This window comes from Streptomyces bluensis (assembly GCF_014650715.1).
Taxonomy (GTDB): Bacteria; Actinomycetota; Actinomycetes; order Streptomycetales; family Streptomycetaceae; genus Streptomyces; species Streptomyces bluensis.
Window position 1 is genome coordinate 29,069 of record NZ_BMVM01000011.1, and the last position, 13,371, is coordinate 42,439.

Here is a 13,371-nt window from a genome sequence, read left to right on the forward strand (position 1 = left end):
CCAGCGTGTGGAACAAGTCACGTGACCATTCGGGTCGAGCGACGCGCTCTCCACCTTACGGAAGGGGGTTCGTAACGCACCGAGTTGGGCTGCGCGATGAAGGCCACGCCGTGGCCGCCGATCGCCGATCTCCAGGGCGCGAAACCGGCAAGGGGTGACAACGACACCCCAACCATCACCTCAACCCTGACCCCAACCATGGTTGCCAGGGGCAGGTTCGCTCAGGAGGTTGCGTCGCCGCCCTGCGGGCCGAACGCCGTCATGAAACGGTCGCGGAACTTGTCCATCCGCCATTCCGGGGCGTTGTCGGTGGGCTTGAGCCCGTCCGTCCAGCCCCAGTCGGAGATCTTGTCCAGCACCTTCGGGTCCTGGGCGACGATCGAGACCGGCACGTCGTAGTTCGGGTTCTCGCCGGTGACCGTCTTGTTGGGCTGGTGGTCGCCGAGGAAGATCAGGACGGTGTCCTTCGAGCCGTACTTCGCGACGTAGTCGACGAGACTGGTCACCGAGTACTCGATGGACTTGCGGTACTCGTCGCGGACGTTCGCGGGGTCCTTCCAGACCTCCGCCGGGTCCTTGCCCTCCTTCTTCTGGAGGGAGTGGTAGACCGAGCCGTCGCCGATCCGGTCCTCGGGGATCGTCTTCGGGATGGGCGCCCAGGGGTTGTGGCTGGAGGTCAGGATGATCTCCGCCATCATCGGCCCCCGGCCCTCCTTGCCGTGTTCCAGCTCCTCGAAGGCCTTCAGGGTGTACTGGTCGGGCATGGTGGACCAGCTGAACTTCGGGCCCTTGTAGCCGAGTTCGTCGGAGTCGTAGATGTGGTCCAGGCCGAAGTACTTGCCCTCCGGCCACGCCATCTGGGTGCCCGGCACGATACCGACCGTGCGCCAGGCACCCGTGCGGCGGAACGCCTCGGTGAGGGTGAGACGGTCGCCGGAGACGAGATTGCGGTAGCGCTGCTCGTTCTTGATCCACAGACCGGACAGGAACGTGGAGTGGCCCAGCCAGCTGCCGGCGCCCGTGATGGGGGAGCGCAGCCAGCCGCTGCGTGACGCGTACCCGGCGTCCGTCAGTTCCTTCGTCTTCCGCTCCAGCGTCCGGCCCAGCGGCTCGCCCATCTGCGGGTCGTCGATCGCGGAGCGTCCGTAGCTCTCGATGAACGTGATCAGGACGTCCTTGCCGCGCAGTCCGGTCAGCAACTGGTCCGGCGGGACGTCGGCGAAGGCGTCGTCGTCCGCCTGCTTCTGGAACGCCTTGCCGTCCCGCAGGCCCGAGCGCACCGCCTCGACGCGGTTCTCGACGAGCGTCGCCGCGCTGTGGGAGGCGACCGGCACACCGGAGAACTCCAGCGTCAGCGTGGAGCAGGTGATCCAGGCCGTGCCGAGGACGATCAGCGTACGGCCCGTGGTGTGGCGGTTGCTCACCATGAGACGGGTCAGCCGGAGCACCGACAGCACCAGGAGGACGACGAGGGCGCCCACGAGCACGATCAGCCCGATCGTCGCCGCGAGTGCGCCGCCCTCGCCGGCCAGGTCCTTCATGAACGACTGGGCGTCGTCCAGCAGGATCCAGTCCAGCACCAGGTCGAAGGGCCGGTCGAGGGTCCAGTAGAAGCCCATGTCGAGAAGTTTGAGGATGGTCAGCAGCCCGAGGCCCATGCCCAGGGCCACCGCCATCACCTTCCGTGTCCTCGGCGGCAGGAGGAGCAACAGCCCGGCGCCGAGAATCCCCTCCGCCGGGATGCGGACGAACCTCGCCGGTTCGAACTTCGTGATGTCGTTCGGCACGATCAACACGAACAGCACGAGCACGACGGCGAGTCCGGTGACGGTCCGGGCCAGGGCGCGGGCCAGACCGGGGCGCCGTTCGCGCCAGCCGTGGGGGGCGGGAGGTCCGGCGGTCTCGGCGGGCTCGGCGAGCTCGGCGGTGCCCGTGGCGTCCGTGTCGCTCGTGTCGTCCGCGGCGTCCGCAGCGTCCATGTCGTCTGTGTCGCCCGTCTTCGTCTCGCCCGGCTCGGCCGTCAACGCGGCTTTCCTGTCGGTGGGTTCGGCCTTGCTCTCCGTCCCGGTCGGGTTGTCGTCGTCCGGTGACCGCTCCGGAACAGCGGCCGCTTCGTGGTCCGTTGACGGAAGCTGCGGAGTGGGTGTGTGCGACAACCCGGAGGTCCTTCCATGGAAAACCGTACGGTGGTACGACGGACCGGGCCCGAAAGCGGGGACCGCCACTCACGGTACGGCTCGGCGACGCCTTCCGTTCACCGGGGTGCCGTTCCCGTGCTCGCCCGCTCCACCAGCCGCGTCGACAACTCCGTGCGCGTGCCCTCGGGTTGTTCGCCCGCCATCAGCCGCACCAGCAGACGCAGTGCCGTTGCCGCCATCTCCGACAGCGGCTGGCGGACCGTGGTGAGGCCGGGGGAGGCCCAGCGGGCCTCCGGCAGGTCGTCGAAGCCGACCACGCTCATGTCGTCCGGTACGCGGAGCCCCCGCTCGGCCAGCGCCCGGTACACCCCGAGGGCCATCTGGTCGGAGCACACGAAGACGGCGGTCGGCGGCTCGGGCAGATCGAGGAGCTCCAGCATGCGGCGGTAGGCCGAGGTCTCGTCGAAGTCGCCGTAGCGGACGTACTCGGCGCGGTGCCGGATCCCGGCGGACGCGAGCGCCGAGCGGTAGCCCGCGATCCGCGCGCTGCCGCACATCGTGCGCCGGTACCCGCCGACGCACGCGATCCGCTCGTGGCCCAGCGCGAGCAGGTGCTCGGCGGCGCTGACCCCGCCCTGCCAGTTGGCGGCGCCCACCGAGACGACGCCCGGCGGGGGTTCAACGGCGGGGTCGATCATCACGAACGGGATGCGGTGCTTCTCCAGCCAGGTGTACTGGGACGGGGTCAGCTCGACCAGGTTGAGGAGGACGCCGGACGAACCGCGTGTGGTCAGCTTGTGGAGCCAGCCGCGCTCGGGGTGCCCGCGCCGGGTCCGGCTCGGCGAGGCCGACACCACCACCTCCAGGCCCGCGTCGTGCGCCGCCTCCTCCACCCCGTGCAGCACCGCGCCCGACCAGGAGCTGTCCAGCGAGTGCACCACCAGGTCGACCAGGCCCGGTGCCTTCGCCGCCTCGACGCGGGGTCTGCGGACGTAGCCGAGCCGCTCCAGCGCCTCGGTCACCCGCCGCCGGGTCTCCGGCGCCACGTCCTCCCGTCCGTTGACCACCTTGGACGCGGTCGGCACCGACACCCCGGCCTCGCGCGCCACCACCGCCAGCGTCGGCCCCGTCGTCGCGCCGCCCCCTGCCGTACGGGCGCCCGTAGTTCCCGTACGGGCCGCGCCTCCCTCGCGGGACGTGCCCCCGGCAGGGGCCACGGCCCCGCTTCCGGAACGGACCATCGAAGACCACCTCTCCGGCCCGCCCGAGGGCCATCGAAAGTTGGACCGGCGCTGTTTTCCGCGTGATCGGAAACTGTGCGACAGAAAGCGCTTCCTACCCTAGGTGTGCCGCAAGGCGACGTGAAGACACCGGAAGGGGAGGGGGCGGACAGGTTCGGCTGGAGGGTGAGATCGGGCCCTGCCGTCCGAGGGACGCCGCACTGCGGGGGCGGCGACTCCGCCATGCCCGGGGACGGTGTGTCTGCCGGAATGTGACACATCCGGGACATGCGTCACACCTGCGGTTCTACCTGCCGACGGACCCCAGCGACGTCACCTTGCGGTCACTTGAGGGCTCCCAGCGTCACCCCGGTCCGCCAGTAGCGGCGCATCGCGACCATCATGATCGCCATGGGGATGATGGAGAGCAGGGCACCGGTCAGCACCAGGCTGGTCACGTCGATGCCCGACTCCAGGCGTTTTCCGGACCAGTTGTACAGACCCAGGTTGAGCGTCCAGTTCTCCTCGCCCCGCAGCACGGTCAGCGGGAGGAAGAACGCGTTCCAGGTGTTGACGAAGGCGAGCAGGAACACCGTCGCGCCGCCCGTGGTCATCATCCGCAGCACGATGCTGAAGAAGATCCTCAGCTCCCCGGCGCCGTCGATCCGGGCCGCCTCCAGCAGCTCGAACGGGATCGTCGCCTCCGTGTAGACCTTGGCCAGATACACGCTGAACGGGTTGATCAGGCAGGGGATCAGCATCGCCCAGGGGGTGTCGACCAGACCGATCGCCGAGAACAGCAGGTAGAGCGGAAGGGTGAGCAGGGCGATCGGGATGAGGAAGGACCCCACCACGGCCGCGAACACCACGCCCCGGCCGGGGAAGTCGAACCGGGCCAGCCCATAGCCCGTGGCGAGGGCGATGAGGGTGCCGCCGAGGGAGCCGACGCCCGCGTACAGGAACGAGTTGGCGGTCCAGCGCAGGAAGATGCCGTCCTCGTACGTGAACACCTGGTGCAGGTTGTCCCACAGGTGCATGCCGGAGAACCACAGCCCGTTGCTCTGGTACAGACCCACGCGGTCCTTGGTCGAGGCGACGATCAGCCACCACACGGGGAACAGGCTGTAGGCGCCGGCCAGGACCAGACCGACGAGGAGGAAGCGCTGGCCGCCCCGGGAGCGCGCGGCCGGGTCCGGACGCGTGAGCCGCCGCACGGTACGCCCGCGGGGCGGCACGGTGGCGGTTGCCGTGCCGTTTGCCCCGCCGCTCTCCCTGCCGTTCTCCGCGCCGTCTTCCTTGCGGTTTTCCGTCAGCGCCATCAGTCCGCCTCCCGCGAGGTCAGCCGGTAGAAGAGGAAGGACGCGACGCCGAGGATCAGGGCGAGCAGTACGGACAGGGCCGCGGCGTAGTGGTAGTTGCCGGCGTTGAACGCCTGGTTGTAGATGATCATGATCGGGGTGAAGCTGTCGCTGACGGTCTGGGGGGTCACGTTCCGGAACAGCGCGGGCTCGTTGAAGATCTGCAGCATCTGGATGATCGACAGCAGCGCGGTCAGGACGAGCGCCCCGCGCACGAACGGGACCTTGATGCTCAGCGCGATCCGCAGCTCCGAGGCGCCGTCCAGCCGCGCGGCCTCGAACAGCTCACGGGGCACACCCTGGAGCGCCGAGTAGATGATCACCATGTTGTAGCCGATGCCGTGCCAGGTGAGCAGGTTGCCGATGGCCGGCCACACCATCGACGGGGCGAAGAAGTTCCAGTCGAACCCGAACAGTTCGCCGAGCGGGGTCAGGGGGCCCACCTCGGGGCTGTACAGATTGACCCACACGATGGCCGCGACCACGCCGGGGATCATGTACGGAACCAGCAGCAGAATCCGGAACCGGCCGGCCACCTTCGAGGTGACCGCGTCCAGCGCCAGCGCCAGCACCAGGCTGACGAGCAGCATGAACGGGATCTGGACACAGGCGAACAGCACCACCCGCAGGATGGACGTCATGAACGCCGCGTCGGTCAGGCCCTGGCCGTAGTTCTCCAGCCCGACGAACTCCTTGGTCGCACTTCCGAGACCGAGCCCGGACTGCTTCTGCAGGAACATCGACTGGTAGACCGCGTAGCCGATCGGAAGCAGGTAGAGGAAGACGAAGCCGAGCTGGAAGGGCACCGTGAAGGCGGCACCCTTCCAGCGCTGCGAGCGAATCATGGAGTCCGCCTCAGCCCTTGACGCTGATGCCGCGCCGCTTCAGGTCGTCGACCGTCCACTTCTGCATGTGCGCGAGCAGGTCGGTCACCGTCTGCTTCTTGCTGACGACCGCGGCCCACTCGTCCTGCATCTCCGTGAACATCGCGGTCCAGTTCGGGCCGAAGGTCCAGTCGGTGGTGATGGTGCCCAGGCTGTCCGTGACGATCTTCTTGGCCGGCTCGTAGTTCTTGCCGAGCAGCTTCTCGGAGATCGCCTCGGAGACGTACGCGTCGCTGTCGGTCAGCGCCGGCATCACACCGCTGCCGGTCTCCGGGCTTGCCATGGTCTTCACGGCGCCGCTGTCGGTGGACATCCACAGGGCGGCCTTCGCGGCCTGCTCCTTGTTCTCGCACTGCTCGGACACCAGCGTCAGGTTGCCGCTCTGGTTGGTGCCGGCGGGGGTCTTCGGCGCCTCGCCCTTGAAGGCCGGCCAGGGGGACAGCGCCCAGTCACCGAAGGACTTGGTGAAGTTCTGCACCATGCCGGACATCTGCCAGGTGGAGATCTGCCGCGTGGCGGTGCCGCCGTTGTCGTAGTTGCGCTGCACGGCCGCGTAGTCGGCGAACGAGAGCGTGGAGTTCAGGTCGTTGTCGATGATCTCCTGGATCACCTTCGCGGCCTTGAGGGTGCCCTCGTCCTGGAAGTCCACCTTCCAGGAGTCGCCGTCGATGCTGTACCAGTGCGCCCCGGCCTGCATGGCGAGCACCTCCAGGGTGCTCGGGTCCTCACCGGCGTAGTTGGTGATCTTGATGCCGTGCTTCTTCAGCACCTTGCCCGCGGCGATGAAGTCGTCCCAGGTCGCGGGCGGCTGAAGGCCGTACTTCTCGAAGATGTCGGTGCGGTAGATCGTGAAGGCGGGCGCCGAGCTGGTGGGGACGCCGTAGACCTTGCCCTGGACCTGGCCGGTGGCCCACGAGCCGGGGTTGAACTTGTCCTTGTCGCCTTCGACGTACGGGGTGATGTCGGCGAGCGCGCCCTGGGAGACCCAGCTCGTCACGTACTCTCCGGTGTTCTGCAGCAGGCAGGGCGCGTTGCCGGCCTTGACCGCGTTGGTCAGCTGCTTCTGCATGGTCAGCTGGTCGGTGACCTTGGTGTACTTCAGCTTGACGTCCTTGTGGCTCGCGTTGAACGCCTTGACGACGGCCTCCTGGCCGTTCGCCCAGCCCCAGAAGTCGAGGGTGACGGGACCGGAGGACCCGGACCCGGAGTCCGAGGAGTCGGAACCGCCGCAGGCGGAGAGCAGACCTGTCAGGGCGAGGCCCGCGACTGCGGCGCGAGCGAACCTTCTCCGGGGACTGGTGAAGTTCATCTGACCGTGATCCTTTGGAATTCGGGCGTCTCAGAACGAGGACGGCGGCTCAGTGGTGCCGGCCAGGAACGGCGGCCGCTTCCGTCGGCTCGCGGTGGCGGTGACCGGCCAAGCAGAAGCTGTAGTAAGCGGTTGCAGGGAAGGTAGGCCGAGGCCGGGACACATAGCAAGAGGTGCGGGCCAATTTGTTACGCCGGTTTGTCGGTCGCGTGACGAGGGGACGGATCGCGGCCGAGGCGCCACCGCGGGCGCATCCACGCAGGTGGACGGGCTTTTCGGAGGGTGTGCAGGGGTGAGGGCCGGGGTCGGTGACCGCCCTGTGGTGACGCGGAAAGATTCGAGAAACCGTTTACGAAAACAGGGCGAGCAGATCGCCCGGCGCGGTGGATCAGTCGCGCCGTGCCGGGGGCGCGACGGAGTTCCGTACGACGACATGGGTGCCCAGCACCAGGTGCTCGCCGTCCGCGCTCCTGCGCCGGCCCGGTCCGCCCTCGCGGCGGTCGGCGACGGCCCGCAGCGCGACGCGGCCCATCTCCTCGTACGGCACGTGCACGGTGGTCAGTTGAGGGGTGAGCTGCGAGGCCAGGGGGATGTCGTCGTAGCCCACGATCGAGACGTCCTCGGGCACGCGCAGCCCGGCCGCGCGCAGGGCCTGCATGGCGCCCGCGGCGACCACGTCGGTCCCGGCGAGCACCGCGGTGAAGTCCACGCCCTCCCGCAGACTCGTCTCGACCGCCTCGTACCCGTGCTCGTAGTCGTACGGGCCGTGGCGCACCATGCCCGGGTCGAAGGGCACGCCGTACGCCTCGAAGGCCCGCCGGGCACCGTTCAGACGGCTGCGGGCGGTGGTGAGTTCGGCGTGTCCCGGCAGCACCAGGATCTTGCGGTGGCCGGCGGACAGCAGGTGGCTGGCCATCGCGTAGGCGCCGCTCTCGTTGTCGTAGTCGACCGTCGTCGCCGGGACGTCGCCCTCCAGGGGCGGCCTGCCGACCAGGACCAGGTGCGAACCGGCCGCGTCGAGGGAGCGGGCGAAGCGGGCCATGCGCAACTGGTACTCGTCGTAGTCGTACGCGCCGCCGAGCAGGACCACCGCGGCGACGCCCTGCTGGCGCATCAGGTTCACCAGGGCGAGCTCCCGCTCGGGGTCGTCGCCCGTCGTGCCGACCAGGGACAGCCAGCCGCGCAGCGTGGCCGCGCCCTCGACGCCCTTGGCCACATGGGCGAAGGCGGCGCCGGTGATGTTGTTGATGAGGATGGCCACCGTCGGGGTGCCGCCGCCCGCGAGCGAGCGGGCGTGGGCGTTGGTGACGTAGTCCAGGTCCCGGACGACCTTCATCACCCGGCGGCGCAGCTCGTCCGAGACCGGGTAGTTGCCCGACAGGACGCGGGACACGCTCGCCACGGAGACGCCCGCGCGTTCCGCGACGTCGCGGATGGTCGCCCGTCCGGCGTCACTGGGCGCCTTGCGCTGACTCACCGTTGCGGCTCCTTCACCGTAGTGTCCCGTTCACCGCGGAAGCCGGGTTCCCGTCCCCCGCCGGTGGCGAAACCGTATCCCATGGTTACTCCTGGCCGGACGGCTTGTGGACGGGCTTGTGGAGGAGTGTGCGGACGGGCTCGTGGACGAGGCGGGAGGCGTCGCGGGCGGGGCGCATCAGGCGACCCTGGCCAGATCCGCGTGCCGCACCTCGTGGGCCAGCGGCAGGCCCGCGGCCAGGCGTTCCAACTCGTCGACGACGATGCGGCCGAGCCGCTCCAGTTCGTTGCCGAGCGAGCCGGCGATGTGCGGGGTGAGGTACACGTTGGGGAGCCGGTAGAGCGGCGAGTCGGCGGGCAGCGGCTCCGGGTCGGTGACATCGAGGATCGCGCTCAGCCGGCCCGCGACCAGCTCGTCGGTGAGGGCGTCGTGGTCGACGAGGGCTCCCCGCGAGGTGTTGATCAGCACGCCGCCGTCGCGGATCAGCGCGAGCCGGCCGCGGTCGAGCATGCGCTGGGTCTCGGGGATGTCCGGGGCGTGCAGGCTGACGATGTCGCTGTGGCTCAGCAGGTCCTCCAGCGACACCAGCCGGGCACCCAGCGCGGCGGCCTCGACGGCGTCCACGTAGGGGTCGTGGAGGAGGACCTCGAAGTCGTACGGGCGCAGCAGTTCGAGGAGGCGGCGGCCCACGCGTGAGGCGCCGATGACTCCGACACGGCGGCCGAGGTTGCCGGTCGCCGCCGTCTCGGCGGTGGTCGGATAGGTGTGGGTGGCGCGGTAGCGCTCGCGGTGCGTGAAGGTGTCCTTCCCGGCCAGGAGGATCATGGCGAGCGTGTACTCGGCGACCGGCACGGCGTTTCCGGTGACCGCGCTGGAGACGGCGACCCCGCGCTGCCACAGGGTGTCGCCGACGAGGGAGCGGACGGAGCCCGCCGCGTGCAGCACGGCGCGCAGGTTCGGTGCCGCGGCCAGGGTGTCCGTATCGAGGCGCGGACAGCCCCAGCCGGTGACGAGCACCTCGGCGCGGGCCAGCGCCGGGGCGGCGGCGGGGGCGGTGAAGTCCCGTACGACGAGCGTGGGGTCGATCTGGGCCGTCTGCCGCAGCCGCGCCATGAGGGGCTCGGGGAAGAGCAGCGGGAGGTGCACCGGATCCATGGCGAACACGGCCCTCGGCAGGTGGGCGCTGGGCATGGCTCTCCTGAAGTGGGGAAACATTTTCTGAAAGCGCCTTCTACCGTAAGTCTCGCCCGGTGGGAGGGTCAATCAGTGTGAGTGTTCACCACGAGCGGGAAACGTTTCGGCACGAGGCGATGCGCCAAACGGCCTTGTCAGGCCCAGGTGCGGGGCGAAGTCCGGATGGTCGCCGTAACAAGTTTCCGGCATCCGCCGAACGGCCGGCGCCCGTGGCCTGACCCTGCGGCCCGGCGCCCGTCAGGAGGCCGGGCGTTTCCGTCCCCGCTCCGCTCCGCGCGCTTCGGCGTCCTGTGGGCCGCAGTGTCCGGCGACATCGGTCACGAGGCCGCCGACACGGCAACTGCCCAGTTCGGAGGGCATGTTGTGGAGGTGGCGGGCCGGCTCGGGCAAGCGGTGTCAGGGGGCGGCGAGGTGCGCCGGACTTTTCGAAAGTCGGCGCAGACCCTTGACGCGCCTTCTGAACGCGATGAAGCTTCGGCCACTCGGATGGAGCAAACGGTTCCTACCTGTTACCACCGCTGCCGAGTTGCATTCCCCCCTTGGTTCCCTTGCAGAAGGTGAGGCGCTCATGCGCGCACACGCCGGTGCTCCGCCCAGTCGCCGCCGGTTCCTCGCGATGTCGGCCGGTGGAGCCATGGCCGGAGCTGCGGCGTTGAGTGGCTGCGCGCTGCAGGTGTCCAGCGGGGTCAGCGGTTCCGGCGAGACCGTCACGGTGATGGTCAACTCCGGGGACATCCTGCCGGAGCAGATCCAGCAGGCGAAGAAGGACCTCGGCATCAAGATCGTCCTGGTGAAGTACGACATCACCAAGCTGATCGCGATGCTCACCAGCGGCAACCCGCCCGACTTGGTGCGCGGCGTCGGCGCGGTGGAACTGCCGTACTTCGCGGCACGGGACGTGGCCGAGGAGCTGGACCCCTACTTCGCCCGGAGCAGCGTCCTCAAGGCCGACGACCTCGACCCCGTCAATGACCTGTGGCGGTTCGACGGCCGGACCCAGGGCAAGGGGCCGCGCTACGGCATGGCGAAGGACTTCTCCCAGGACTCCATGTACTGGTACAACACCGCGGCCTTCGACAAGGCCGGTGTCGACTACCCGCCCGAGACCGATCCGGTCACCTACGAGGAGTGGCTCGCCACCGCCGAGCGCCTGGTCCAGCGCAAGAACAGCCAGACCGTCGTCTTCGGCGGCAGCTTCGCCGGGCTGACCCGGGCCACGCTCCTGGCGACCATCACGGCGTCGGCCGGAGGCAGCCTCTTCAGCGACGACTTCTCCCGGGTCGACTTCACGGCCCCCGAGGCTCGCAAGGCGCTGGCCTGGTACATCGACTACTGCAGGACCAAGGTCGGGCCGAGCCTCATCCAGCCCGATCCCAATGGCTGGGACGGGCCCACCTACCAGGCCGGACGGCTGGCGATGTCGAACTCCGGCTACTGGATGGGCGGCATGATCGGCGCCGACAAGAAGCTGGCGGAGGTGTCCCGGCTGGCGCCCGCCCCGATCTTCGCGGGTGGTGAGCGGATCAGCGCCTGCCAGGGCGGCACCGGCCTGTGGATGCCGCGCGGCGCGAAGAACAAGGACGCCGCATGGCGGGTCTTCGAGTGGTTCTTCGGCGAGGAGCCGGCCAGGGCGCGCGCATCCGGCGGCTGGGGCATCCCCACGCTGAAGTCGCTGCGCCCGCTGATGCCCGCCAAGGAGGACTACCAGAAGCGGGTGCTGAAGGTGCAGGAGAACGAGCTGAAGCATTTCTCGGTGGTCTCCTTCACGCCCTACACCCGGGCGGACGCGTTCGACGCCCTCTTCAACCAGACCGCCCCCGCCGCGATGAACGGCCAGATCTCCGTCGACACCCTCGCCGGCCGCCTGAACGCGGCCATCAACGAGCAGCTGAAGCGCGGTAAGGAGCAAGTGGGATGACGGTTCATCAGGTCACCTCCGTCACGGACCGGCCGGGCGCCGCGTACGCCGGGCGCGCACAGGCAACCGGCCGGCCCCGGATCTCCATGACCGCGCGCAGGCACCGGGCGTTCTACCTGTTCACCTCGCCCTGGATCCTCGGGTTCCTGCTGCTGACCGTCACACCGATGGCATACGCGCTGTGGCTGAGCTTCACCACGTTCGACGGCATCTCGCCCAACTGGCGCTACGTCGGACTGGGCAACTACCGCGAGCTGCTGAGCGATCCGGTCACCTGGGACGCGCTGGGCCGAGCGGGCCTGTTCGCCGTGACGTCCGTACCACTGTCGATCGTCGCGGGCCTCGCTCTCGCCGTCCTGGTCAACCGGCCCCTCACGGCGCGCGGCCTGTTCCGCACCCTGCTCTATCTGCCCGCCGTGGTCCCCCCGGTCGGCGCGGGCATCGCCTTCAAGCTGCTCTTCGACCAGAACTCCGGTGCCGCCAACGGCGTACTGACCTTCTTCGGCATCGACGCCGTGGGCTGGCTCGCCGACCCCTACGCCCGCTACGTCCTGCTGATGGCAGTGCTCTGGGGCGCCGGAAACGTCATGATCATCTCGCTGGCGGGCCTCCAGGACGTGCCCCGGGAGCTCCATGAGGCGGCGCGGATCGACGGGGCGAGCGCCTGGCGCGCCTTCCGCAGCATCACCGTGCCACTGCTGTCGCCCGTCCTGCTGTTCCAGACGGTGACCGGGATGATCGCCTCGGTGCAGACCATCATGCCGCTGCTGCTGGCCCCGCTCGGTGACACCAGCGGCATCACCACGATCCCGCAGTCCAACTACCTCTACATGATGCATGTGTTCGCGCAGTACTTCGCGCTCGGCCGCTACGGCTACGCCTCCGCGCTGCTGTGGGTGCTCTTCGTCCTGATCCTCATCGCGACCGGACTCATCTTCAAGTGCGCGTCCGGCGCGGTGTTCTACAACGTCGACCCGGAGGCGAAGAAATGACCGCCACCAGTCTGCCGCCCACGTCGTCGCCCGACGTACGCGTGCGGGTGCGCGTCAGGCGCCTCACCCTCTACACGGTCCTCGTATCGGTCGCCGGACTGTTCCTCGGCCCCTTCGGCTGGCTGGTCCTCTCCGGCCTGAAGACCCAGGGTGAACTGGCCGCCTCGCCCGTGCACTGGCTGCCGGACGTCTTCCAGTGGCACAACTTCGCACGCGCCTTCACCGAGATCGACTTCCTCGGCTACGCCCGCAACTCCCTGATCATCGCCCTCGTCTACGCCACCCTCGTCACCCTCAGCTCGGCCTGGGTCGGTTTCGGCTTCGCACGGCTCGACGCCCCCGGCAAGAAGGTGCTGTTCGGCGTCCTGCTCGGCTCGATGATGCTGCCGCAGATGGTCACCCTGCTGCCCACCTACCTGATCTTCGCCAAGCTCGGCATGGTCGACACCTACTGGCCGTGGGTGCTGTGGGGCCTGTCCGCGGCGCCGTATCTTGTCTTCCTCTTCCGGCAGTTCTTCGCGGGCATGCCACGTGAGCTGGAGGAGGCCGCGATCGTCGACGGCTGCGGCTACGCGTCGATCTTCTGGCGGATCTTCCTGCCGCAGTCCTGGCCCGTGCTGTCCGCGAGCTTCATCATCGCCTTCACCTGGACCTGGGGCGACTACATCGCCCCGCAGCTGCTGCTGTCCACCGACCGCACCACACTCGCCGTCGCCGTGATGACCGCCTACGTCAACGAGGGCGGCACGCCCGTCCTCGAACTCCAGGCCGCGGCCTCCGTGATGTATGTCGTCCCCATCCTGCTGATCTTCCTCGTCGCCCAGCGTGGCTTCGTCGCCGGGATGTCCACCTCCGGTCTCAAGTGACCTCTGCCCTCTCTG

10 protein-coding genes are annotated in these 13,371 nt (G+C 69.0%); 3 read left to right on the top strand and 7 right to left on the bottom strand.

Annotated features, from left to right (window positions below; translation table 11 throughout):
- Positions 1 to 221: 221 nt before the first annotated feature.
- The 7 genes from IE262_RS25210 to IE262_RS25240 all read right to left on the bottom strand — a co-directional run bounded on the left by IE262_RS25210 (position 222) and on the right by IE262_RS25240 (position 9,577).
- Positions 222 to 2,156 (bottom strand): alkaline phosphatase family protein, encoded by a 1,935-nt coding sequence (locus IE262_RS25210; RefSeq protein WP_229877459.1) that lies wholly within the window; start codon positions 2,154 to 2,156, stop codon positions 222 to 224.
- Positions 2,157 to 2,254: 98 nt separating this feature from the next.
- Positions 2,255 to 3,379: a LacI family DNA-binding transcriptional regulator gene (locus IE262_RS25215; protein ID WP_189876734.1), complete on the bottom strand. Its 1,125-nt coding sequence runs from the start codon at positions 3,377 to 3,379 to the stop codon at positions 2,255 to 2,257.
- A gap of 323 nt (positions 3,380 to 3,702) precedes the next feature.
- Positions 3,703 to 4,677, bottom strand: coding sequence for a carbohydrate ABC transporter permease (locus tag IE262_RS25220; protein ID WP_229877460.1), 975 nt, complete (start codon positions 4,675 to 4,677; stop codon positions 3,703 to 3,705).
- Entirely contained in the window at positions 4,677 to 5,561 is an 885-nt protein-coding gene (locus IE262_RS25225) for a carbohydrate ABC transporter permease (protein WP_134028514.1), read from the bottom strand. Before IE262_RS25225 ends, IE262_RS25220 begins: the two co-directional genes overlap by 1 nt.
- 10 nt (positions 5,562 to 5,571) lie before the next feature.
- Positions 5,572 to 6,909, bottom strand: coding sequence for an ABC transporter substrate-binding protein (locus tag IE262_RS25230; protein WP_189876737.1), 1,338 nt, complete (start codon positions 6,907 to 6,909; stop codon positions 5,572 to 5,574).
- 388 nt (positions 6,910 to 7,297) lie between these two features.
- Positions 7,298 to 8,386 (bottom strand): LacI family DNA-binding transcriptional regulator, encoded by a 1,089-nt coding sequence (locus tag IE262_RS25235; protein ID WP_134028509.1) that lies wholly within the window; start codon positions 8,384 to 8,386, stop codon positions 7,298 to 7,300.
- 177 nt (positions 8,387 to 8,563) lie between these two features.
- Positions 8,564 to 9,577, bottom strand: coding sequence for a hydroxyacid dehydrogenase (locus IE262_RS25240; RefSeq protein ID WP_189876740.1), 1,014 nt, complete (start codon positions 9,575 to 9,577; stop codon positions 8,564 to 8,566).
- A 571-nt stretch (positions 9,578 to 10,148) separates the two neighbouring features.
- Between IE262_RS25240 and IE262_RS25245 the strand changes: the two genes are divergently transcribed.
- The 3 genes from IE262_RS25245 to IE262_RS25255 are packed head-to-tail and all read left to right on the top strand — an operon-like array spanning position 10,149 to position 13,356.
- Complete coding sequence (locus IE262_RS25245) at positions 10,149 to 11,498, top strand: extracellular solute-binding protein (RefSeq protein WP_189876751.1); 1,350 nt, start codon at positions 10,149 to 10,151, stop codon at positions 11,496 to 11,498.
- Complete coding sequence (locus IE262_RS25250) at positions 11,495 to 12,490, top strand: carbohydrate ABC transporter permease (RefSeq protein ID WP_134028505.1); 996 nt, start codon at positions 11,495 to 11,497, stop codon at positions 12,488 to 12,490. Before IE262_RS25245 ends, IE262_RS25250 begins: the two co-directional genes overlap by 4 nt.
- Positions 12,487 to 13,356 carry a carbohydrate ABC transporter permease gene (locus IE262_RS25255; protein WP_189876754.1) on the top strand — a complete coding sequence of 290 codons (870 nt, stop codon included), beginning with the start codon at positions 12,487 to 12,489 and terminating at the stop codon, positions 13,354 to 13,356. The genes IE262_RS25250 and IE262_RS25255 overlap by 4 nt, the downstream gene beginning before the upstream one ends.
- Positions 13,357 to 13,371: the final 15 nt, after the last annotated feature.